Source organism: Nocardia jiangsuensis, from assembly GCF_042650385.1.
Classification (GTDB): Bacteria; Actinomycetota; Actinomycetes; order Mycobacteriales; family Mycobacteriaceae; genus Nocardia; species Nocardia jiangsuensis.
On sequence record NZ_JBHSAX010000003.1, the window covers coordinates 1 to 20,930 of the forward strand.

The following is a 20,930-nucleotide window of genomic DNA, read 5'->3' on the forward strand; positions in this document are numbered from 1 at the left end:
GGTGCCGGTGCCGCGCGGTGCGGCGGGGGCGATGCCGGGCGAGGTCTCGGGCAAGGTCTCGGGACGAGTGCGGCGCAGCCGGACCGGGTCGCCGCAGAAGATCGGGGCGAGGTTGCGGTGGCGGAGCAGTACCGGCGGGCCCGGGTGGTCGACGCGCAGCGTCTCGGCCAGTGCCAGCGTGGTGAGCGGGCCGTGCACGACGAGCGCCGGGTACCCCTCGACGCCGGTGGCATAGGGCCGGTCATAGTGGATGCGGTGCGCGTTCGCGGTGGCGGCGCTGAACCGCATGAGCACGGTGGGGTCGGTACGCAGCTCCCAGTCGCCCGGGCCGTGCCGCAGCAGCGGCACCCCGACCGGGTCGGATACCGCGGCGGCCGGGACGGCCACGGGGGCGGCGGCCGCCGCGCGGTAGATCAGATCCTGCCGCTCGCGCACGGCGACGACACCGTCCGGACCGGTCAGCGTGATCTCCACGACCACGACCACCAGCTCGCCGCTGCGCCCGCGCTTGAGCGTCACCGCACTCACCGTGGCCTCGCGCCGGACCGCGCTCCCGACCACCAGCGGCGCCTCGAACGACACCTCGCCCCCGGCGAACATCCGGCGCGGCAACTCCACCGGCGGCAGGAAACCGCCCCGGCGCGGATGCCCGTCCGGCCCGATCTCGTCCGCGGCGGGCCAGCGCGCCAGCGCCGCCCAGTGCCACAGCGGCGGCAGCGGATCACCCGGCCCCACCGCGGGCGCACCGGAGCCGAGCAGCGCGGTGAGCGCCGCCACCGGCCCCGGATCCAGGTACTCCTCGGTGACGACGGTGTGCGGTTCCCAGCTCACATGAACCGCCCGCCGGTGACTTCCAGGGCGGTCCCGGTCATGTACGACGACAGCTCCGAGGCCAGGAACAGCGCCACCCCGGCCACCTCGGCGGGCTCACCGGCCCGGCCCAGCGGGATCTCCGCCATCTTCTGATCCCACACCTTCTCCGGCATGGCGGTGGTCATCGGGGTGCGGATGAGCCCGGGTTGAATGGCATTGACCCGCACATTGAACCGGGCCACCTCCTTGGCGGCGGCCTTGGTCAGCCCGACGATCCCCGCCTTGGCGGCGGAGTAGTTGGTCTGCCCCGCCAGCCCGACCTTGCCCGACAGCGAGGAGAGGTTCACGATGCTCCCGCTCCCGCGCTCCCGCATGATCGCCGCCGCCAGCCGGGTACCGTGCCAGCTTCCCTTGAGGTGCACCGCGATGACCTGGTCGAACTGCTCCTCGGTCATGGTGCGCATGGTGGCGTCCCTGGTGATGCCGGCGTTGTTGACCATGACGTCGAGCGCACCGAACTCGGTCACCGCGACGTCGAGCAGCGCGGCCACGTCGTCGGCGGAGGTGACGTCGCACCGCACCGCCCGGGCGACATCCGCGCCGAGGCGCTCGGCGGCATCACCGGGCTCGAGGTCGCCGACGACCACCGCGGCGCCGTTGCGCACGAACGTCTCGGCGATGGCGAAGCCGATGCCCTGGGCGCCGCCGGTGACGACGGCGACCCGGCCTGCGAGAAGCGACATGGGGGACCTTTCAGTATTGGGTGACGCCCTGGTCGACGGCGACGCTCGCCGCCGTCATGGCGCGGGACCGGTCCGAGGCCAGCCAGAACACGGTCTCGGCGATGTCCTCGGGCTCGGCCACCCACAGTGGCAGGAACGGAGTGATCATGTGGGCAAGCGCAGGGTTGGTCTCGATGGCGCGGCCCAGCGAGGCGACCATGTCGCCGGTGCCCATCGGGGTGTTGACCGCGCCCGGGTGCACGCTGTTGACCCGGATCCGGTGCTTGCCCAGCTCGGCCGCGAGCGCGCGGGCCATGCCGGTGACGGCGTGTTTGCTGGCGGTGTAGTGCACCATGAACGGCTGCATCTTGAGCCCGGCGGCGGAGCTGATCAGGATGATCGAGCCGCCGCGGTCGCCCGCGATGAGGTGCGGCGCCCCGGCGCGCACCGTGTTCCAGACACCGGTGACATTGATGTCGATGGTGTCGCGGAAAGACTCGTCGGTGATCGCGTCCCAGGTCTCCGGGATGCTGATCCCCGCATTGGCGACGACGACATCCAGCCGGCCCAGCTCGGCGACGCCGGCGTCCACGGCGGCTTTCAGCCCCGTCGCGTCGCGCACATCCACCGCCGAGGCCAGGATGCGGCGCCCGGTGGCCTCGACCAGGCGCACGGTCTCGGCCAGGTCGTCCGGGGTGGGGGAGTCGTAGGGCACGGCGGGTGGCAGCGGACCGGCGATATCGACGGCGATGATGTCGGCGCCCTCGCCCGCCAGCCGCAGCGCGTGCGCCCTGCCCTGGCCGCGCGCGGCCCCGGTGATGAGAACGACCCTGCCCGCCAACTCGCCCGCCATTGCACTCCTCGATCGGTTCCGCCGCGGGCAAGCCCCGTGCCGTTCTGTATATAGTAAGCACAACGGTAAAAGCTCCGGAAGCGGTCCGCTCGGTGTGCGGCGGTGCTACGGTCTGTCTTACCGAAGGGTTATCCGTCCGCATCCTCGCGCGGGCGTCGCTGAAGGAGTGCGCGGATGTCGCAGATCATCGGTTTCATCGGGGCGGGCCGGATGGGCAGGCCCATGGTGCGCCGGTTGCTCGATGCCGGGCACCGGGTGCGGGTCTTCGCCCGCCGCGACGAGGTCCGCGAGCGGTTGCGCGAGTGGGGTGCGGAGCTGGTGGCGACGCCCGCCGAGGCCGCGGACGGCGCCGACGCGGTGCTCACCTGCCTGTTCTCCGACGACCAGCTGATCGAGGTGCTCGGCGGGGCCGACGGCGTGCTCGCTGCCGCGGACCCCGGCGTCCCGGTGGTCTCGCACAGCACCGGGACCGTGGCCACGGTGACCGCGCTCGCCACCGCGCACCCCGGCCGGGGCGTGCTGCTCGACGGCCCGGTCAGCGGCACCGCCGACGATATCGCCGCCGGGCGGCTGACGGTGCTGCTCGGCGGGCCGGAGGAAACGGTTGCTCGGGTGCTTCCGGTGCTCGTCGCCTACTCCGACCCGGTGATCACCACCGGCGCGCTCGGCACCGCGTTGAGCGTGAAGCTGGTGAACAACGCGCTCTTCGCCGCCAATGCCCAGCTCGTCGCCGCGGCGGTGGCGGTGGGGGAACAGCTCGGCTCCTCGGGCGAACAGCTGCTGGCCGCGCTCGCCCGGTGCAGCGGAAACAGCTACGCGGTCACCGCGGTGCGGGCCACCGGCGGGCTGCCGTCCTTCACCGCCAATGCCGCCCCCTTCCTGCGCAAGGACGTGGCCGCGTGCCTGTCCGCGGCCGGTGACCTCGGGGTCGACCTGGCCGGGCTCGCCGATGTCATCCGCACCGGTCCACTCGAACTCGCCTGATTCCCGCTGCGAAAGGCCCGATGATGACCCTGCCGCTGACGGCGACCGATCCGCGTGAACTGCTGGCGAACCAGCGGGCGGCGTATCTGCTCGAGGGGCCGCCGTCGGCGGCGGTCCGGCGCGAGCGCATCGACCGGCTGACCGCCATGGTGCTCGACAATGCCGATGCCTACGTCGAGGCGCTGGTCGCCGACTACGGCACCCGCTCGCCCACCGGCATCCGGTTCGCGGAGATCGTTGGCATGCTGTCGGTGCTCGAACACACCCGCTCGCACGTTCGGAGCTGGATGCGGTCGCGCAATCCGAGCCCGGCCGCGCGGCTGATGGGCATTCGCGCCGAGGTGCAGCCGACCCCGCTCGGCGTGGTCGGGATCGTCGGGCCGTGGAACTTCCCGCTCAATCTGGTCATCCTGCCCGCCGCGGCCGCCTTCGCCGCGGGCAACCGGGTGATGATCAAGATGTCCGAGGTGACCGCGCACACCGCCGAACTCACCGCCCGGCTCGCGGCCGAGTACTTCGACCCGGCCGAGCTGGCCGTGGTCACCGGCGGGCCCGACGTCGCCGCCGCCTTCACCGCGCTGCCCTTCGACCACCTGTTCTTCACCGGCTCGCCGCGGGTCGGGCAGCTCGTGGCGCGGGCCGCGGCGGAGAACCTGGTGCCGGTCACCTTGGAACTGGGCGGCAAGAACCCGGTCGTGGTCGGCCGCGCCGCCGATATCGGCCGGGCCGCTCGGCGGATCGCGCGGGCCAGGATGGTCAACGGCGGCCAGGTCTGCGTCTGCCCCGACTACGTCTTCGTGCCGGAGGAGCACTTCGCCGAATTCACCGGCGCGCTGCGCACCGAGCTGCGCGCGCTCTACCCGGCGATCCAGGACGACGCCGATTACACCGCCAGCGTGGACCGCGCCAACTACGACCGGGTGCTCGGCCTGATCGAGGACGCCCGCACCCGCGGCGCCGAGGTCGAATCGCTGGCTCCGCCGCACGAGCCCGAGGCCGACCCGGTCACCCGCAAGATCGCGCCCACCCTGATCACCGGCGTCACCGACGACATGCGGGTGGCGCAGGAGGAGGTGTTCGGTCCGGTGCTCGCGCTGCGGCCCTACCGTGCGCTGGCCGAGGTGACCGACTACGTCGCCGCCGGGCACTCGCCACTGGTCGCCTACTGGTTCGGCCCCGACGACGCCGATTTCCGGACCTTCGTCCGGAAGACCCGCAGCGGCGGGGTCGCGCGGAACGATTTCGCCGTGCACATGTTTCCCAGCGACGCGCCCTTCGGCGGTGTCGGCCACAGCGGGATGGGCGCCTACCACGGCAAGGCGGGCTTCGACACCTTCAGTCACCACCGCACCGTGGTCGGCTCCGCGCTGCCGTTCGCGGTGACCGCGCTGGCCGCGCCGCCCTTCACCCCGTTCCTGCGCAACGGCGTCGGCCTGGCGCTGCGCGCCGCCGCCTTCCGCGCCCGCCGCCGGCTCGGCCGGTGAGCATCCCCGACCTCGAGGAGACAGCAGTGTCCAGCTCCGTGACGACCGAGTTCACCCTCGTGCACACCGCCGACGTGGTGGCCGCGCAGATCCCCGACCGCGAGCTGGTGGTGCACGGCGACCGCCGCTATACCTACGCGCAGATCGCCGAGCGCTCCCGGCGGCTCGCCGCCTTCCTGCACGCCGAGGGCCTCGGCTGCCATCGCGAGCGCGCCGAACTCGCCGGGCACGAGGTCGGCCAGGACCTGGTCGGGATCTACGCCCACAACGGTCCCGAGTTCATCGAGGGCATCGTCGGCGCGCTGCGCGCGCGGGTGGCGCCGTTCAATGTCAACTTCCGCTACGTGCGCGACGAACTGCGGCACCTGATCGGCGATTCCGGCGCCACCGCCCTCATCTACCACGCCGCCTTCGCGCCCCGGCTGGCCGAGGTGCTGCCCGAGCTGCCGCACCTGCGGGTGCTCGTCCAGATCGCCGACGGCTCCGGCAATGCCCTGCTGGACGGTGCGGTCGACTACGAGACCGCCATCGCCGCGGCCGATCCGGACGCGCTGCCGGTCGAGCCGACGCCGGACGACCTGTACGTGCTCTACACCGGCGGCACCACCGGCATGCCCAAGGGCGTGCTCTGGCGCCAGCACGACCTGTTCGTGGCCGCCTGCGGCGGGCGGGACATGAACACCGGCGCGGTGGTCGAGTCCTACGACATCATCGCCGAGCGGGTCGCCGCCAACCCCGGCCTGAAACTCATGATCTTGCCGCCGCTCATCCACGGCGCCGCGCAGTGGGCCGCGCTGACCGCGCTGAGCTCCGGGCAGACCGTGGTGTTCCCGCCGACCGTCGAGCGCATCGACGCCGACGAGGTGGTGCGCACCATCGAGCGCGAGCGGGTCGCGGTGGTCACCCTGGTCGGCGACGCCATGGCCAGGCCGCTGCTCGCGGCGATCGAATCCGGCATCGCCGATGTCTCCTCGCTGGTGGCGATCGGCAATGGCGGTGCCGTGCTGAGCCCCGCGCTCAAGGAGCGGCTGCTGGCCGCCAAGCCGGGGCTGGTGATCATCGACGGCGTCGGGTCGTCGGAGGGCGGGGCGCAGATGTCGCAGGTCTCCGTCGCCGGTGCGCCTTCCGCGGGCACCTTCACCGCCGGTCCGCACACCCGGGTGGTCGCCGAGGATCTCGGCTCGGTGCTCGAGCCCGGGCACGAGGGGATCGGCTGGCTGGCCCAGCGCGGCCACGCGCCGCTGGGCTACAAGGGCGACGCCGACAAGACCGCCGCGACCTTCCCGGTGATCGACGGCACCCGCTTCTCGCTCCCCGGCGACCGGGCCAGGCACCTCGCCGGTGGTGGTATCGAGTTGCTCGGGCGGGACTCGATGACCATCAATACCGGCGGGGAGAAGGTGTTCGCCGAGGAGGTCGAGATCGCGCTGGGCTCGCACCCCGCGGTCGCCGATGTGATCGTGGTCGGCAGGCCGAGTCAGCGCTGGGGGCAGGAGGTGGTCGCGGTGGTCGCGCTCGCCGACGGTTCTGCCGCCACCCCCGAGGAGCTGACCGCGCACGCCGGACAGAGTCTGGCCAGGTACAAGCTGCCCAAGGCGGTCGTGTTCCGGCCCGCGCTCACCCGCAGCCCGGCCGGTAAGCCCGACTACCGCTGGGCGCGGGAGCAGGTGGCCGGGTAGCCGCTTCCAGGGTTGGGCCCATGGCGGGAATCAAGGGCGGCAGGCCGCGCAGCGGCCGGGCGCGGCGTCATGGTCGGCGCAGGGGCGAACCGGGTCGCGATCGTCACCGGTGGAGCGGGTGGCATAGGGGTCGCCACGGCGGCGCTTCTCGGGCGGGAGCAGACGGTGGTTCTCGCCGACGTCCGGGCGGAGCGGCTCGAGTCCGCGGTCGCCGGGCTGGCGGAGCGTGGGATCACCGCGGTGCCGGTTACCTGCGATGTCACCGATCCGGCTGCGGTCGAGCGGCTCTTCGAGACCGCGGTGGGGCTCGGGGAACTCGGGGCGGTGGTGCACACCGCCGGGGTGAGCCCGAGCATGGGCGACGCCGCGTTCGTGCTGCGGGTCAACGCACTCGGCACGCTGCTTGTCGGCGAGACGTTCTTCCGGGTCGTGGGCGAGGCTGCCGCGATCGTCAACGTGGCCTCCATGGCCGCGCACATGCTGCCCGCGCCGAAGCCGTTCCGGCGCAGCTCTTTCCCTTGGCCCTGCGCGACCAGGACGCGTTCCTCGGCGCATTGGAGGAGGCGTGCGCCCTCGCTCCCGAGGAGGCGCGCTCCGGCTACGCCTACGCCATCGGCAAGAGCTTCGTGCGCTGGTACAGCGCCGCGCAGGCCGAGCGCTTCAACGGCCGTGGCCTGCGCATCGTCTCGGTGTCGCCCGGGTCGATCGACACCGAGATGGGGCGGCTGGAGGCCGAGGCGGGTGCGGGTGCGGGTGCGATGGTCGCCGACTTCGCGGTGCCCCGTTGGGGCCGGGCCGAAGAGATGGCGGAGCTGCTCGCCTTCTGCGTCAGCGCGAAGGCCGGTTACCTCACGGGCACCGACATCCTCTCCGACGGTGGCGTGATCGCCTCCATGCACGAGCGGTCCCGGGTCACTGCCGCGGGGTAGCCGCGTGTCACAGCGCGCGCCATTCCCACGGCTTTGCTACGTGACCGCGCAGGCAGGCGATGCGGTGCCGCGCCTCGGCCGCTGCCGCCCGGTCGCGGTGGGCCAGGCCGATCGCGAAGGTGACCCAGCGCAGTTCCTGGATATCGGCGAAGATCCGGAACTCCGGTGTCGAAATCATGTCGTAGCCGCCGTACCCGGTGACGAAGGACCGGTAGGCCGCGGTGTCGAGGCGCGTGAAGTCGGCGTGGTCGACGGCGAGTTGCACGAGATCCCATTCGGGGCGGCCGCGCGAGACCTTGTCGAGGTCGAGGAAGATCGGGGTGCCGTCGGCGGGCACAGCGAGGTTGCCCTGCCAGGCGTCGCCGTGGATCACCGTGATCCGCGCCGGGGGCGGAAGTGCTTCGTACTGCCGCCGCAGTGACGTGTAGTGCCGGATCAGCCACTCCCGCTCGTCGTTCCCGAAGGCGGCGATCCGGTCGTGGAGCCCGCTGAACGGCTCGTATTCCGGCAGTTCGAAGGTGGTCGGTGGGTCGAGAGCGTGCAGGCGGGCGAGTGCCGCGCCGAGCTCGGCGGGGGTGGCGGGGCGGTGGTCCGGGATCAGATGCCACCAGGTGACGGGGCGGTCCTCGACAACGATCGGTTGGGGCAGCGTTGTCATCGCTTCGACCGTGGGGATCCCGGAGGCGTTGAGCCACTGAGAGACGCGGAGTTCACGGTCGGCGGCAGCAACGCTCGCGGATGGTCCGATTCGGGCGACGATACCGCCGCTCAGTTCGACAATGGCGTTGGCACCGTCGCGCAGCAGGGTCGCGGTGTTCATGTCGAGGCCGACGTGGGCGGCGGCACGTTCGAGAATGTCGATGGGTTTCCCGCTCATGGGATCGCTTCGAGATCCGGTAATGCCGCGATGGCATGGCGAAGTTCGGTGACCTCGGCGATCCTCCGGTGTCGCGTCGTAGCGGCGGCGAGATCTCTCGATTCATCCCGCACCCGCTGCGAACGGAGCTGCGCGGCGTCGTCGAGCGCTTCCAAGCCGAGGCCGGCGGCCACGCGCGGCTCGCCGATTCTCATTGTGAGGGTGGCCAGCCGAGTGCGTGAGAAGGTTCGTGAACGGGGGTAATTCTCATCCTGTAGCAGGATGGCCTGCTCGATTCGGGGCGCCGCCGGATCGATACGACGGCGTGCGACGGCGACAGGGATCATGGCTTTTCCGGTGCTCCCCAGGTGTTCGGCTCGGTCGTAGTAGCACATCCAGGGTGGGTCCTCGGCGAATTTCACCGAACACACCGGGCACGCCTGGACCGCCCTCGGCGAGGACGCGCCGGTCACCGACGCCGTCGCCAGACCCTCGCGACCTATCGCGCGCGCTGAGCGGCGCGCACCAGCCCGCCGCCGATGATGAGGCGCTGGATCTCGCTGGTGCCCTCGTAGAGCCGCAGCAGGCGGACGTCGCGATAGATGCGCTCCACGGTGACGTCGCGCATGTAGCCGGTGCCGCCGTGCACCTGGACCGCGAGATCGGCCACCTTTCCGGCCATTTCGGTGCAGTACAGCTTGGCGACCGAGGGCGCGACCCGGCGATCCTCCTCGCTCACCCACAGCCGGGCCGCGTCGCGGACGAGGGCGCGCCCGGCCATCACCCCGGTCTGCATATCCGCGAGCATGGCCTGGACCAGCTGGAATTCGCCGATGGCTGTGCCGCCCTGGGTGGCGCCCGCGGCGTAGGCGACCGATTCGTCCAGGGCGCGCTGGGCGGCGCCGACGGCGAGGGCGGCGATGTGCACCCGGCCGCGCGCGAGCGAGCTCATGGCGGCGCGGTAGCCGACATCCTCGCTGCCGCCGACCAGGGCGTCCTCGCCGACCCGGACGTTCTGGAAGCGGACCTCGGCGGTCCACGCCCCCTCCTGGCCCATCTTGCGGTCCTTCGGCCCGACCTCGACGCCGGGGGTGCGCGCGGGGACGAGGAATACCGCGATCCGGTCGGGGGCCGTGCGCGCGAACACCACGAAGAGGTCGGCGACCGGAGCGTTGGTGATGAAGCGCTTCTGACCGTCGATGACCCAGTCGTCGCCATCGCGGGCGGCGGCGGTGCGCAGCGATGCGGGGTCGGAGCCGGCGCCTTCCTCGGTCAGGGCGAACGAGGCGACCACGGAGCCGGACGCGATGTCGGCGAGCCAGCGCTGTTTCTGCTGGTCGGTGCCGTAGCCGACGAGCACCTGGCCAGCGATGCCGTTGTTGGTGCCGAAGAGGGACCGGAGGGCGAGGGTGGTGTAGCCGAACTCGAGGGCGAGCTCGACGTCCTGCGCCAGGTTCAGCCCGAGGCCACCCCACTCCGGCGGCAGCGCGTAGCCGAAGAGGCCCATGGCCTTGGCCCGGTCGACGATGTCGTCGGGGACGCGGTCGTTCGCGGCGATCTCCCGTTCCCGGGGCAGCACGAACTCCCGGACGAACTTGCGGGTCTGGGCCAGGATCTCGCGGAACTCGTCCTCGGTCACCGCGTCGTTCCCTTCCGCACTCGTCATCGCCGATCCTCCTCGTTGTGTATGTGCTTACTGTAAGACTAGCGGTAAGTTGGTCGCCATGACGGCGTTCGATACGGGTGTGCTGATCCTGCGGTTGTGCCTCGGCCTGACGATGGCGGCACACGGCTATGCGAAGTTCCTCTCCGGTGGGCGGATCGCGGGCACCGCCGCCTGGTTCGACGGTATGGGAATGCGGCCCGGTGCGCTGCACGCCCGGCTCGCGGCGGGGACCGAGGTCGGGGCGGGGCTCGCGCTCGCGGCGGGGTTCCTCACTCCGCTCGCCGCGGCCGCGTTCGTCGCGGTGATGCTGGTGGCGGCGTGGACGGTGCATCGGGAGCACGGGTTCTTCATCGTCGGCAACGGCTGGGAGTACAACCTGGTGCTCGCCGTGTCGGCGGTGGCGGTGGCCACGCTGGGGGCGGGGCGGATCTCGCTGGATCATCTGCTCTTCGGCGCCGACGCGCCGGACGGGTGGTTCGGGCTGGTCGCGGCCGGGCTCGGCGTGCTGGCCGGAGTGGCCCAGCTGGCGATCTTCTACCGGCCGAACGCGGAGCAGGCGCGGTGAGCGGCCGTGCCGAGGTGCCGGGAGATGCCGGACCGGGAGTAGCCGAGCCGTCGCCGGAACCAGCGCGCGATCCAGGTGTGGAGTTCGCCGCCACGCTCGCGGCGCGGCTCGACTCCTACGGTGCGGGTCCGTTCGTCGAGTTCGAGCGGCGCTGGTATACCGGCGACGACCTGTCCGCGATCGCCCGCGCCACCGAGGACGCACTGGCCCGGGCGGGGGTTGGCCCCGGCGAGGCGGTCGGCGTACTCGTGCGCAATCGAGTGCCGCACGCGGCGGTCGTGCTCGGTGCGGTGGCGCGGCAGCGGCCCCTGGTGATGATCAATTCCTACCGGTCGGCGGGCGCGATCGCGCGCGAGGTCGCGGAGCTCGGGCTCGCCGCGATCGTCGCGGGCGAGCAGGACTGGACCGCCGAACTCCGCGCGGCCTGCGCGGCGGCGGGCAGCGCGGGCGTCACCGCGGAGACCGGGCGGACCGTGTGCGCGCGCCACGGCGCGACCGCGACAGCGGCATCCGAGCCGGACGTTCCGACCGGCCGGCCGCAGCGGGTGGCCGTCGGCAACGCAGCATCGGGGCTGCACATCCTGACCAGCGGCACGACCGGCCCGCCGAAGCGGGTGGCGATCGGCACCGCCGCGCTCGCCCACACAGTGCTGACCATGACCGGTGGCCGCACCGCGGAGCCGGACGACCCGCCCGAGCTGGTCTACTGGCCGTTCGGCAGCATCGGAATCTGCCAGCTGCTGGCGGTGCCGTTCCTCGGCACCCGCATGGTGCTCATGGAGAGGTTCACCGTTCCGGAGTGGGTGCGCGCGGTCCGCGACTACCGGGTGCGCCGGGCCGGGGTGCAGCCGACCATCCTGCGCATGCTGCTCGACGCGAAGGTCCCACCCGAGGATCTGGCCTCGCTCGAATACCTGCCCGGTGGCTCCGGGCCGCTGGAGCCCGGTCTGCGCGCCGAATTCGAACAGCGCTACGGCATCCCGCTGCTGTGGGCCTACGGTGCCACCGAGTTCGCCGGGTCGGTCTGCGCCTGGACGCCGGAGCTGCACCGAAGCTTCGGCCAGGCGAAAGCGGGCAGTGTGGGGCGCCCGCTGCCTGGCGTCGATGTCCGCATCGTGGACCCGGAGACCGGCGCCGAGGTGGCGCCGGGGGAGCGCGGGCGGCTGGAGGCGCGGGTTGCGGTGCTCGGCCCGGACTGGATCCGCACCACCGACCTCGCCTCCCGCGACGCCGACGATTTCGTCACCATCCACGGCCGCGCCGACGGGGCCATCAACCGCGGCGGGTTCAAGGTGCTGCCGGAGACCGTCCGCGTCGTGCTGATCCGGCACCCCGCGGTGCGGGACGCCTGCGTGGTGGGCGTGCCCGACCCGCGGCTGGGCCAGGTGCCGTTCGCCGCCGTGGAGCTGCGCAGCGGTCACGCGGCCCCGGCACCGGCCGAGTTGCTGGAGCTCGTGCGCGAGGAGCTGCCGAGCCACCACATCCCCGTGGACATCGCGGTGCTGCCGGAGCTGCCGCGCAATGCCGCCATGAAGGTGCGGACCGACGCGGTCGCCGCACTCTACGGCGGCGACCGCGGCTGACGGTCAGGCCGGCGGGTCGCCGATCCCGGGGAACCCGACATTGGCGAAGTTCGCGGTGGCGATCACCGCGAGGGTGTCGCCCGGCACCACCCGCACCTCGACATCCACCACCGTGGAACGCCTGCCGGAGTGCACGATCCGGGTGTAGGCCCGCGCCGTCCCCTCGGTGACCGCGCGCAGGTACCGGATATTCAGGTCCGAGGTGACCACCCCGGTACCGCTGGGCCGGGTGGCCAACGCGGCCGAGCCCGCGGCGACATCCACCAGGGTGGCCAGCAGCCCGCCCTGGATTCCGCCGGACAGATTGACATTGTGCGCGGCGGCAGGCAGCTCCCAGTACTCGGTGCCGTCCTCGGTGGTCCGGCGGAAGCCGATCCGGTTCATCAGGTCGCCGATCGCTTCGAGCGCTGTCATCGTGGGTTCCTCGCTGTGGTGCCCCAGGCGTCGAGCAGCGCGCGCAGGGCGGGAAGGTCGACCTTGCCGGTGCCGCCGCGCGGCACCGGGTCGTCGGAGTCGAGCAGGAGCCAGACGGCGGGCACCTTGAAGGCGCTGAGCACGCCGCGGGCCGCCGAGCGCAGCTCCTCGGCCGAGGTGTCCGTGTGGCACACCACGGCAGCGGCGATGCGCGGGCCGGGCAGGTCGGTGACGTAGGCCTGGGCCACCGCGGGCAGCGAGCGCAGCGCGCGCTCCACCTCGCCGGGGTAGACGGTGGCCCCGCTGACCTTGACCATGTCGTCCGAGCGGCCGTGGTAGAAGAGGAATCCGGCGTCGTCCAGGCGGCCGAGGTCGCCGGTGCGGTAGTAGCCGTCCGGGGTGAACAGCTCCTCCCGGGTGCGGCCGCACCGGCCGCGCAGAATATGCGGGCCGCGGATCAGGATCTCGCCGATCTCGCCCGGCGCGGGGGAGTCGATGCGGATCTCGGTGCCGGGGAACGGGCGGCCGCAGCTGCCCCATGCCTGCTCGGGCATGTCGGTGTCGGCGGGGTAGCCGCAGTAGGGGCCGAAGGATTCGGTCATGCCGAACAGGTTCGCTCGGGCGCCCGGTCGGGAGCGCAGCTCGGGCGGGAGCAGTGCCTCGAGGCTGCCGGGGCGCAGCGCGGAGAGGTCCGCGCCGACGGCCCCGGCTTCCCGGGCGAGCGCCTGCGCCTGATCCGGCCAGCCCCGGAAGAGCGTGACCCGTTCGCGTTCCAGCAGCCGCAGGGTCGTCTCCGGGTGCGGGATCTCCTCGGTGACGAGGGTGGCGCCCGCCAGCAGTGCGGAGAGGATGCCGCCGCCGAGGCCGCCGACCCAGAAGAACGGCATCGGCAGGTAGAGCCGGGTCTCGGCGGTGATACAGCGGTCGGCCAGTCCGGCGCGCACCGCCCCGAGCGCGCTGCCGTGTGCGTGCACGACCCCCTTCGGGGCGCCGCGGCTGCCGGAGGTGAACAGGATGGTCAGGGGGTCGGCCGGGGTCACGGCGGCGGCCAGGGCGCGGGCTACGTCGGTGGCGTCGCCGCGCAGTGCCGCTGCTTCGTCGATGGTCAGCACGGTCCGCAGGGAGGGCAGTTCGGGGTGCAGGATCGGCGGTGTGAGCGGGGAGTCCAGTGCGGTGCGCAGGTCGTCGAGGTAGCGGTGGCCGCGGAACTCCTCGGCGGCGATCAGGACCTGCACCGAGGCGGTGCGCAGCTGGGCCAGCAGCTCCGGCGGGGTGAGCAGGGTGGAGAGCGGGACCAGGACCGCCCCGATGCGGGTGAGCGCGAGCGCGGTGCGCACCCAGCCGGTGTTGTTCGGGGCGAGCAGCCCCACCCTGGTACCCGTGCCGATGCCCATCGCGACCAGCCCGGCGGCGAGTTCGGCCGTTGCGGTGTCGAGTTCGCGGTAGGTGAGCCGATGGGCCGGGTCGATCACCGCGGGCTTGTCCGGATGGGCCGCCGCCGCGGCGGTGATGGCCGCGTCGATGGTGTCGCAGCGGCTCCCGGAACCGGGGTCCTGCGGAGGCTGCGCGCCGGGACCGGCGTCGGGGACAAAGCGCTCACCGCCGCGCCGGGCCGTCGTCGCGGCGAGGTTCGCGGGTGGCGAGTCACCGGACATGCTCACCTCCGGCGGCGATGGCGCCGTGCACGGGGGCCTCGCCCGCCGCGGGGGAGACCTGAGCTCCTGCCGCCGCGACCTCGGCTCCGGCAGTGGGATGCGAGCCGCCGGGCACAGCTGGGTCGGCGAAGTGCCGTCGCACCGCGCCCAGATCCGGCTTCCCGGACGGGGTGCGCGGAATCTCGGGCACCACCGCGATCTCGGTCGGCACCTCGTAGCCGGCCAGCCGGTCGCGCAGGAACGCCGTGAGGTCGTCCGCGTCGGTGTGCGCGCCGGAGCGCAGCTCCACCATCGCCACCGGGGTCTCGCCGAGCCGCGGGTCGGGCCTGGCCACCACGGCGGCGCCGCGCACCGCGCGGTGCGCCTCGAGCGCGCCCCGCACGTCATCGGGAAGCACCTTGAACCCGCCGCGAATGATGGCTTGATCGGCCCGGCCGAGAATCCAGAGGAAACCGTCGTCGTCGAGCCGGGCGAGGTCGGTGGTGCGGATCCAGCCCGCGTCCGGGCCGAGCTGTCCCGGCGCCACCTCGAGCAGCCCCTGCTCGCCCGCGGGCAGTGCGCCGCCGTCGTCGGCGATGACGCGCAGCTTCGCGCCGCCCTGGGCCCGGCCGACGCTGCCGCGCTTGGTCGCCCAGAATTCGCGGTGGTCGGCGAGTGTCCACCCCGCCACCCCGCCGCCGAATTCGGTGGCGGCGTAGGAGGTGAGCACCGGGATGCCGAACTTCTCGTAGAAGGCGTCGGCGTCGGCGGCCGCCAGCGGCGCGGTCCCCGAGGTCACCACCGCGACGCCGGCGAGATCCTCCCTGGTCAGCTCGGAGTGCAGCACCATGCGCAGCGCCGCGGGCACCAGCGAGACCGCCCGCGGCCGATGCGTGCGCACGGCCCGTGCCCACGATTCCAGCTCGAAGCGCGGCAGCAGCACGAACGGCCGCGCCTCGGCGACGCACTGCAGCACCCGGTAGACCCCACCGATGTGCACCAGCGGCGCGTTCACGATCGCGACCCCGGTGCGCGGCTCGGCCGGGGCGGGCAAGGTGCGGAAGCCGGTCCCGATCACGCTGTGCGCCAGCATGTCGTAGCCCAGGTCGATGCGCTTGGGCGGCCCGGTGGTGCCGCTGGTGAGCATGCGCACGGCCACATCGCAGGTCAGCGGATCGACGCCGTACTCGGGGGTCGGGCCGGTGAACAGCCCGGCCAGCGACCCCGTCGGGGTGTCGTCGGGCACCACCGCCGCCAGATCCCCCGGCAACCCGAGCACCAGCGGCAGGTCCAGCTCGATCAGGTCCGCGCGGGTGCGCTCCTCGCCGCGGGAGGGGTTGATCGCCACCACGGTGCCGCCCGCGCCGAGCACCCCGAGGAAGGCGGTGACATGCGCGGGGGTGTTGCGGAGCAGGATCCCGATCGGGGCCCGGCCGTCGACGGCGTGTGTGCGGGTGAGCGCGGCGATCCGGGCGGCCGGGCCCGCGAGCTCACCCCAGGTGTGCCAGTGCCCGTCGAACTCGATCGCGGGTGCCTCCGGCCGCAACGCGAGCACCTCGGCGAGGCGGCGGATCAGGGGGTGGACGGAGGTGCTCATCAGCGGATCCTCGGTTCGGTGGGGGCGGGCCCGCCGCGGGCGGCGAGTTCGGCGGTGCCGAGCGGATTACCGAGCCGGGTGTAGATGAGCCCCTGGTCGAGAGCGGCGCGGTACGGCTTGTCCAGCGATTCCCAGATCGCCTTGACGGTGCCCTGGGTGGCCGAGGGCGGTTTCGCGGCGATGGTCGCCGCGATCTCGTGCGCGCGGGCCCACAGCTGCTCGGCGGGAACGACCTCGCTCACCAGCCCGATGCGCAGCGCGGTCGCGGCGCCGACCCGTTCGTCATTGCCGAGCAGCGCGATCCGCAGCGTCTCGCCGAGCCCCACCCGGCGCATGAGCCCGATCGGCTCCAGCGCGGAGACGAGCCCGGCCGAGACGTGCGAGTCGAAGAAGGTGGCGCCCTCGGCGCAGAGCACCACGTCGGACTCGTTCACGAAGTAGAACGCGCCCGCGGTGCAGATCCCCTGCACCGCGCAGACCACCGGCTTCCACATCTTCTGCCACTTCGGGCTGAGCAGCTCGCCCGGATCCTCGTGATGCCAGATGCTGTCCGGCTGCCCGTAGCTGGATTTGATGTCGAGCCCGGCGCTGAAGGCCCGCTCACCCGCCGCGCGCAGCACCACCGCGTGCACCCGGTCGTCGGTGCGCAGCGCCTGCCAGATCCCGGCCAGCTCCTCGCACATGCGCCGGTCGAAGGCGTTGAGCCGCTCCGGCCGGTTCAGGGTGATGGTGGCCACGCGGTCCGCGGCGTCGATGTCGAGCAGGACGGTGTCGTACCCGCCCTCCGTGCCCGCGCTCACCGGGCCCGCCATTCCGGGGTGCGCTTCTCCACGAATGCCTTCGGCCCCTCGAGCGCGTCCTCGGTGCGGGTGACGCGCTCGCGGAAGGACTCGGCGAGCATCTCCGCCTCGTGCAGCGGCAGGTCGAGCCCCTTCCGGATGGCCAGCCGGGTACCGCGTACCGCCAGCGGCGCGTTCCGGTTCACCAGGGCGGCGAGCTCGTGCGCGCGTTCCAGCAGCCGGTCGTGCTCGACCACCTCGCTGATCATCCCGAGCTCGTAGGCGCGCGCGGCGCTCATCCGCTCGTGCTTGCCCATGATCGCCATCCGCAGCGCGACCGAGCGCGGCAGCACCCGGGCCAGCCGCACCACCTCGCGCCCGGCGACCAGGCCGATGCTGACGTGCGGGTCGAAGAAGGTGGCCCGGTCGGAGGCGATCACGATGTCGGAGGTGGTCACCCAGTCCAGCCCGGCCCCACAGCAGATGCCGTTCACCGCGGTGAGGATCGGCTTGGCCATGGTGCGGAACGGGGGGGTGCCCTCCTGCGGGGCCTCCCACTGCTCGTAGGTCGACAGGTACGGCCGCTCGTTGAGCACCTTGCCGTCGCCGGGGATCGCCTTGACGTCGGCGCCGGTGCAGAAGGCCCGGCCGGTGCCGGTGACGATCAGCAGCCACACCCGGTCGTCGTTCTCGGCCTCGGCGTAGGCGGCGCGCAGCTCGGTGATCATGTGCGGGCTCAGCGCGTTGAGCGCATCCGGCCGGTTCAGCGTGACGGTGGCCGTATGCCCCTCGACCTCGTATCCGATGGAGTCGTACGGCATGGGAGTCCCTTCGTCGGTGGTCATCGGCCCTCGAATTCCGGCGCCCTGCGGTCCCGGAAGGCCGCCAGGCCCTCCTTGAAATCGCGGGTGCGGCAGGCCAGTTCGAGAGCGAACAGCTCATTGGTCATGGCCTGCGGCAGGGTGGCGTGCAGGTTCTGCGCCAGCGCCTGCTTGGCCAGCCCGAACGCCACCGTCGGCGCGGCGGCCAGCCGGGCGAGCAGTGCTTCGGCGGCGGTGTCCGGGTCGGCGGCGACCTCGTGGATCAGCCCCCAGTCGGCGGCGGTGGCGCCGTCGATCTTCTCGCCGAGCAGCAGCATGCGCCGTGCCCTGGCGAGCCCGGTCAGCCGCGGCAGCAGCCAGGTGGCGCCGGAGTCGGGGCTGAAGCCGCGGTCCAGGAACGGCTCCCAGAAGGTGGCGCCGGGGGCGGCGACGGTGAAGTCGGCGGCAAGTGCGAGATTGCAGCCCATGCCCGCGGCCCAGCCGTGCACCGTGGCGACGACCGGGAGCTGCACGGTGTGCAGCAGCTCGATCACCCGGTGCGCGGTGTGCGGGACGCGGCGCTGCACCGAGCCGGTGCGCGGCTTGCCCTCCCCGGCATTGCCGGAGACCCAGTCCACACCGGTGCAGAAGTGCTCGCCCGCGCCGCGCAGGTGGATCGCGCGCAGGCTGTCGTCGGACGCGGCGGCGGTCAGTGCGGTGATCAGGGACTGCACCATGTCCGGCGTGAGCGAGTTGCGCCGCCCGGGCCGGTCCACGGTGAGCCGCAGCACCGCCCCGTCCCGGTGCACCCGCACCGCCGCAGCGGTATCGCCCTCATCGCCCACGCTCACCCTCCGATCGTTACTGAGATAGATACAGTAGACAATACCGTTGCTCGTCTGCCAAGGTGGGCGTGAGCCCGAGGAGGAACGAGCCCCGCATGGAGATCCATTTCGGCGAACGCCCGCTGGCCCAGACCGAGGCCGCGGCCGCCGCGCTGCGCAGGCTCACCGCGCTGCTGCTCTCCCAGGAGCAGCCGCAGCCGGTGGTCGAGGAGATGCTGCCGCGCTTCGCGGAGTGGGAGCGCGCGCTCACCGCCACCGCGCCCGCCGACCCGCGGCCGCGGGTCGGCGACGCCGAGGACGATCCGGAGCGCCGGATCTACCTCGACCACGCCTTCGACATCGGCACCTACAACCCGAGCTTCCCGGAGTACGTGTTCGACACCATCGATCCGGCGTCGGCGACCGGACGGGTCACCTTCCCGGTGAACTTCGAGGGGCCGCCCGGGCTGGTGCACGGCGGCTTCCTCGGGGTGTTCTTCGACTGCGTGGTCCAGCAGCACAGCTGCGCGGCGGGCGTGACCGGCAAGACGAAGTCGCTGGCGATCACCTACCGGCGTCCGACTCCGCTCCGCACCGAGCTCGGCTTCTCGATCGCGCGCACCGTCACCGAGGCGGGCATCGAGTCCAACGCGCTGCTGCGCCACGGCGAGGAGGTGCTGTGCCGCGCGGCCGCGGTGACGGTCGCGGTCACGCCGGAGCACCTCGCGGGCACCAGATACGGGCGCCGCCGGGTCTCCGGCGCGCCGACGACCGAAGGGATCTCCCGATGACCGCTTCCAGCGCCGCCGACGGCCGTGTCCGCTACCAGGTGGACGACGATCGCCGGATCGCCACGATCACGCTGAACAACCCCGAGCGCCGCAACTCCTACGACGCGACCATGCGCGAGGGGCTGGCGCGCTTCCTCGACGAGGTGGCCGCCGACGACGACATCACCGTGGTCCTGCTGCGCGGCGAGGGCGGGGTCTTCAGCACCGGTGCCGATATGAACAATGCCTACGGCTGGTACGGCGAGGGCAACGGCAACGGCGCGGCGCCGAAGAAGAGCAGGCCGAGCCAGCGGCGCAGGCTCACCGTCGATCGCAAGTCCTTCGACTTCTACCACGAGTTCCTCGGCTTCCCGAAGGTCACCGTCGCCGAGGTCGGCGGCTTCGCGCTCGGCGGCGGATTCGAGATGGCGCTGATGGCCGATATCGCCGTCGTGGCGCGAGACGCCGGACTCGGCATGCCCGCCACTCGCTTCCTCGGCCCCGCGCTCGGCAGCCTGCACATGTTCTTCCACCGGCTCGGTCCGGTGCTGGCGCGGCGGCTGCTGCTCACCGGTGACATCGTCGAGGCGGGCACGCTGGAGCACCTGGGGGTGTTCACCGAGACCTGCGAGCCGGGGCAGGTGACGGCGCGGGCGCGCTACTGGGCGGAGAAGGCGGCGAAGATGCCCGCCGACGGGGTGGTGATCGCCAAGGAGGCATTCCGGCTGGTCGAGCAGAGCCAGGCGTACCAGGGGGAAGAGGTCGCGAGCTACCTCTTCCACGCCTTCGGGACGAATCTGCAGTTCGCCGACGGGGAGTTCAACTTCGTCAAGACGCGGGCGGAGCACGGCACCCGGGAGGCATTCCGATTGCGGGACGAGCACTTCCACGTCCCGGAGCCGTGAACGCGAACGTGCCCCGGCCTGGTGGGCCGGGGCACGGGACGGGCGCGGGCGGCGCCGGGAGGCGATCCGGTCAGGATGCGGCGGCGGTGCGCCGAGCGCGCGTACCCGGCGCCTTCGCGACGGCTCGCTTCGCGGCGGCCTTCTTGGCCGGCTCGGCGGTTTTGGCCGCGGCCTTGGCGGGCGTCTTCTTCGCGGGAGCGGCGGGCGCGCTACCCGCGATCACCCGGCTCGCGTGGTCGAGAACGCATTCCAGCCCGTACTCGAAGTTCCGATCGTCCGGCGCACCGCTGCGTCGCCCGCGCGCCATGGCCTCGGCGAGCAGCGGCGTGGTCTCCGGCTCGATGGCGATGTCCTCGTAGTAGGCGGACGCCTCGGCCTCGAGTTCCTTGTTCTTGTCGTAGAGCCGCTGCAATACGACCGATCCGCGCACGTGCAGATTGATAGCGGAATAGAGGTCGAAGGCGTCGTCCACGGAGAATCCCGCTTTGACCAGAGTGTTGATCGCGCGCTCGATTCCCTGCGCGCCGAGGCGGGCGGCATCGCGGCTCAGCGCGGAGCGAATGAGAATCAGATCGCACAGGATCGGATTGCCGAGAAACGTCTCGCGCATTGTCCGCGCGTGATTGCGCAGCGTCTCGCGCCAGTCGTCGGCCTCGACGAAGGGCGCGGCGAAGGCGTACTGGCTCAGCGCCCGGTCGGTCATGGCGTTGAGCAGGTCGTCCTTCTTGCGGAAGTACCAGTAGATGCTGGTGACACCGACATCGAGGTGTTTGCCGAGCAGCGGCATGCTGAGCCCGTCGATGGAGACCTCTTCGGCGAGTTCGAAGGCGCCCTGGATGATGTCCTCGGGATTGAGCGATCCTCGCTCGCGGCGCTGCCGCTTCACGGGCGTTGCGCGCTTCGCCATCGCCGAACTCACTTCCTCTGCGGTGCTCGGGGTTTCCGGCGTCCGGCGCCGCCGGGGAAATGCCGGAAGCGGATCATCGAAATCCGCACGGTAGATGCTACCACGGGGTTTACCGTTCGGTATTTCCGACGGTGCCGAGGTATTCCGATCGGTCGATAATGTATCT

General features: G+C 72.2%; 20 protein-coding genes and 1 pseudogene. 8 read left to right on the forward strand and 13 right to left on the reverse strand.

Going from position 1 to position 20,930, the window contains the following annotated elements; genetic code table 11:
• The 3 genes from ACFO0B_RS01770 to ACFO0B_RS01780 all read right to left on the reverse strand — a co-directional run.
• Positions 1 to 831: FAS1-like dehydratase domain-containing protein (locus ACFO0B_RS01770; protein WP_378610487.1), on the reverse strand; the 831-nt coding region annotated here is incomplete at its 3' end.
• Entirely contained in the window at positions 828 to 1,556 is a 729-nt protein-coding gene (gene fabG, locus ACFO0B_RS01775) for a 3-oxoacyl-ACP reductase FabG (protein WP_378610488.1), read from the reverse strand. The genes fabG and ACFO0B_RS01770, both read right to left, overlap by 4 nt.
• 10 nt (positions 1,557 to 1,566) lie before the next feature.
• Positions 1,567 to 2,388 (reverse strand): mycofactocin-coupled SDR family oxidoreductase, encoded by an 822-nt coding sequence (locus ACFO0B_RS01780; RefSeq protein WP_378610489.1) that lies wholly within the window; start codon positions 2,386 to 2,388, stop codon positions 1,567 to 1,569.
• A gap of 174 nt (positions 2,389 to 2,562) precedes the next feature.
• Between ACFO0B_RS01780 and ACFO0B_RS01785 the strand changes: the two genes are divergently transcribed.
• The 4 genes and pseudogenes from ACFO0B_RS01785 to ACFO0B_RS01800 all read left to right on the forward strand — a co-directional run bounded on the left by ACFO0B_RS01785 (position 2,563) and on the right by ACFO0B_RS01800 (position 7,464).
• The gene (locus ACFO0B_RS01785) at positions 2,563 to 3,372 is read left to right on the forward strand and encodes an NAD(P)-dependent oxidoreductase (RefSeq protein WP_378610490.1); all 810 of its coding nucleotides are present in this window, start codon (positions 2,563 to 2,565) and stop codon (positions 3,370 to 3,372) included.
• Between the two features lie 23 nt (positions 3,373 to 3,395).
• Positions 3,396 to 4,856, forward strand: a complete 1,461-nt coding sequence (locus tag ACFO0B_RS01790) for an aldehyde dehydrogenase family protein (RefSeq protein WP_378610491.1) — start codon at positions 3,396 to 3,398, stop codon at positions 4,854 to 4,856.
• Positions 4,857 to 4,882: 26 nt separating this feature from the next.
• The gene (locus ACFO0B_RS01795; protein WP_378610492.1) at positions 4,883 to 6,535 is read left to right on the forward strand and encodes an acyl-CoA synthetase; all 1,653 of its coding nucleotides are present in this window, start codon (positions 4,883 to 4,885) and stop codon (positions 6,533 to 6,535) included.
• 69 nt (positions 6,536 to 6,604) lie between these two features.
• Positions 6,605 to 7,464, forward strand: a pseudogene (locus tag ACFO0B_RS01800) (SDR family oxidoreductase).
• A gap of 7 nt (positions 7,465 to 7,471) precedes the next feature.
• Here ACFO0B_RS01800 and ACFO0B_RS01805 read toward each other — a convergent pair.
• The 3 genes from ACFO0B_RS01805 to ACFO0B_RS01815 all read right to left on the reverse strand — a co-directional run bounded on the left by ACFO0B_RS01805 (position 7,472) and on the right by ACFO0B_RS01815 (position 9,986).
• On the reverse strand, positions 7,472 to 8,341 hold the full coding sequence (locus ACFO0B_RS01805; protein ID WP_378610493.1) for a phosphotransferase enzyme family protein: 870 nt from the start codon (positions 8,339 to 8,341) through the stop codon (positions 7,472 to 7,474).
• Positions 8,338 to 8,742, reverse strand: coding sequence for a hypothetical protein (locus ACFO0B_RS01810; protein ID WP_378610494.1), 405 nt, complete (start codon positions 8,740 to 8,742; stop codon positions 8,338 to 8,340). Before ACFO0B_RS01810 ends, ACFO0B_RS01805 begins: the two co-directional genes overlap by 4 nt.
• A 77-nt stretch (positions 8,743 to 8,819) precedes the next feature.
• On the reverse strand, positions 8,820 to 9,986 hold the full coding sequence (locus tag ACFO0B_RS01815) for an acyl-CoA dehydrogenase family protein (protein WP_378610495.1): 1,167 nt from the start codon (positions 9,984 to 9,986) through the stop codon (positions 8,820 to 8,822).
• A 58-nt stretch (positions 9,987 to 10,044) separates the two neighbouring features.
• On the opposite strand from ACFO0B_RS01815, the gene ACFO0B_RS01820 reads away from it, so the two are divergent.
• On the forward strand, positions 10,045 to 10,551 hold the full coding sequence (locus ACFO0B_RS01820) for a DoxX family protein (RefSeq protein ID WP_378610496.1): 507 nt from the start codon (positions 10,045 to 10,047) through the stop codon (positions 10,549 to 10,551).
• 77 nt (positions 10,552 to 10,628) lie between these two features.
• The gene (locus tag ACFO0B_RS01825) at positions 10,629 to 12,134 is read left to right on the forward strand and encodes a class I adenylate-forming enzyme family protein (protein ID WP_378610497.1); all 1,506 of its coding nucleotides are present in this window, start codon (positions 10,629 to 10,631) and stop codon (positions 12,132 to 12,134) included.
• Between the two features lie 3 nt (positions 12,135 to 12,137).
• Here the strand turns inward: ACFO0B_RS01825 and ACFO0B_RS01830 are convergent, their stop codons facing one another.
• The 6 genes from ACFO0B_RS01830 to ACFO0B_RS01855 are packed head-to-tail and all read right to left on the reverse strand — an operon-like array spanning position 12,138 to position 18,203.
• Entirely contained in the window at positions 12,138 to 12,548 is a 411-nt protein-coding gene (locus ACFO0B_RS01830; protein WP_378610498.1) for a PaaI family thioesterase, read from the reverse strand.
• Positions 12,545 to 14,203 (reverse strand): class I adenylate-forming enzyme family protein, encoded by a 1,659-nt coding sequence (locus tag ACFO0B_RS01835; protein WP_378610499.1) that lies wholly within the window; start codon positions 14,201 to 14,203, stop codon positions 12,545 to 12,547. The genes ACFO0B_RS01830 and ACFO0B_RS01835 overlap by 4 nt, the downstream gene beginning before the upstream one ends.
• Positions 14,193 to 15,779, reverse strand: coding sequence for a class I adenylate-forming enzyme family protein (locus ACFO0B_RS01840; protein WP_378610500.1), 1,587 nt, complete (start codon positions 15,777 to 15,779; stop codon positions 14,193 to 14,195). Before ACFO0B_RS01840 ends, ACFO0B_RS01835 begins: the two co-directional genes overlap by 11 nt.
• Positions 15,779 to 16,591 (reverse strand): enoyl-CoA hydratase/isomerase family protein, encoded by an 813-nt coding sequence (locus ACFO0B_RS01845; protein WP_378610501.1) that lies wholly within the window; start codon positions 16,589 to 16,591, stop codon positions 15,779 to 15,781. The genes ACFO0B_RS01840 and ACFO0B_RS01845 overlap by 1 nt, the downstream gene beginning before the upstream one ends.
• Positions 16,576 to 17,379: an enoyl-CoA hydratase/isomerase family protein gene (locus ACFO0B_RS01850; protein WP_378610856.1), complete on the reverse strand. Its 804-nt coding sequence runs from the start codon at positions 17,377 to 17,379 to the stop codon at positions 16,576 to 16,578. Before ACFO0B_RS01850 ends, ACFO0B_RS01845 begins: the two co-directional genes overlap by 16 nt.
• A gap of 20 nt (positions 17,380 to 17,399) precedes the next feature.
• Positions 17,400 to 18,203 (reverse strand): enoyl-CoA hydratase/isomerase family protein, encoded by an 804-nt coding sequence (locus ACFO0B_RS01855; protein ID WP_378610857.1) that lies wholly within the window; start codon positions 18,201 to 18,203, stop codon positions 17,400 to 17,402.
• A 95-nt stretch (positions 18,204 to 18,298) separates the two neighbouring features.
• Here ACFO0B_RS01855 and ACFO0B_RS01860 point away from each other — a divergent pair, with 95 nt between their 5' ends.
• Positions 18,299 to 18,973: a PaaI family thioesterase gene (locus tag ACFO0B_RS01860; RefSeq protein WP_378610502.1), complete on the forward strand. Its 675-nt coding sequence runs from the start codon at positions 18,299 to 18,301 to the stop codon at positions 18,971 to 18,973.
• Entirely contained in the window at positions 18,970 to 19,857 is an 888-nt protein-coding gene (locus tag ACFO0B_RS01865; protein WP_378610503.1) for an enoyl-CoA hydratase/isomerase family protein, read from the forward strand. Before ACFO0B_RS01860 ends, ACFO0B_RS01865 begins: the two co-directional genes overlap by 4 nt.
• A 70-nt stretch (positions 19,858 to 19,927) precedes the next feature.
• Here ACFO0B_RS01865 and ACFO0B_RS01870 read toward each other — a convergent pair whose 3' ends face one another.
• Positions 19,928 to 20,764, reverse strand: coding sequence for a TetR/AcrR family transcriptional regulator C-terminal domain-containing protein (locus ACFO0B_RS01870; protein ID WP_378610504.1), 837 nt, complete (start codon positions 20,762 to 20,764; stop codon positions 19,928 to 19,930).
• Between the last annotated feature and the right edge of the window lie 166 nt (positions 20,765 to 20,930).

Coding starts and splice junctions, on each gene's coding strand:
- fabG (WP_378610488.1), bottom strand. CDS start 1,556: ATGTCGCTTCTCGCAGGCCGGGTCGCCGTCGTCACCGGCGGCGCCCAG.
- ACFO0B_RS01780 (WP_378610489.1), bottom strand. CDS start 2,388: ATGGCGGGCGAGTTGGCGGGCAGGGTCGTTCTCATCACCGGGGCCGCG.
- ACFO0B_RS01785 (WP_378610490.1), top strand. CDS start 2,563: ATGTCGCAGATCATCGGTTTCATCGGGGCGGGCCGGATGGGCAGGCCC.
- ACFO0B_RS01790 (WP_378610491.1), top strand. CDS start 3,396: ATGACCCTGCCGCTGACGGCGACCGATCCGCGTGAACTGCTGGCGAAC.
- ACFO0B_RS01805 (WP_378610493.1), bottom strand. CDS start 8,341: ATGAGCGGGAAACCCATCGACATTCTCGAACGTGCCGCCGCCCACGTC.
- ACFO0B_RS01815 (WP_378610495.1), bottom strand. CDS start 9,986: ATGACGAGTGCGGAAGGGAACGACGCGGTGACCGAGGACGAGTTCCGC.
- ACFO0B_RS01820 (WP_378610496.1), top strand. CDS start 10,045: ATGACGGCGTTCGATACGGGTGTGCTGATCCTGCGGTTGTGCCTCGGC.
- ACFO0B_RS01830 (WP_378610498.1), bottom strand. CDS start 12,548: ATGACAGCGCTCGAAGCGATCGGCGACCTGATGAACCGGATCGGCTTC.
- ACFO0B_RS01835 (WP_378610499.1), bottom strand. CDS start 14,203: ATGTCCGGTGACTCGCCACCCGCGAACCTCGCCGCGACGACGGCCCGG.
- ACFO0B_RS01840 (WP_378610500.1), bottom strand. CDS start 15,779: ATGAGCACCTCCGTCCACCCCCTGATCCGCCGCCTCGCCGAGGTGCTC.
- ACFO0B_RS01845 (WP_378610501.1), bottom strand. CDS start 16,591: ATGGCGGGCCCGGTGAGCGCGGGCACGGAGGGCGGGTACGACACCGTC.
- ACFO0B_RS01850 (WP_378610856.1), bottom strand. CDS start 17,379: ATGCCGTACGACTCCATCGGATACGAGGTCGAGGGGCATACGGCCACC.
- ACFO0B_RS01860 (WP_378610502.1), top strand. CDS start 18,299: ATGGAGATCCATTTCGGCGAACGCCCGCTGGCCCAGACCGAGGCCGCG.
- ACFO0B_RS01865 (WP_378610503.1), top strand. CDS start 18,970: ATGACCGCTTCCAGCGCCGCCGACGGCCGTGTCCGCTACCAGGTGGAC.
- ACFO0B_RS01870 (WP_378610504.1), bottom strand. CDS start 20,764: ATGGCGAAGCGCGCAACGCCCGTGAAGCGGCAGCGCCGCGAGCGAGGA.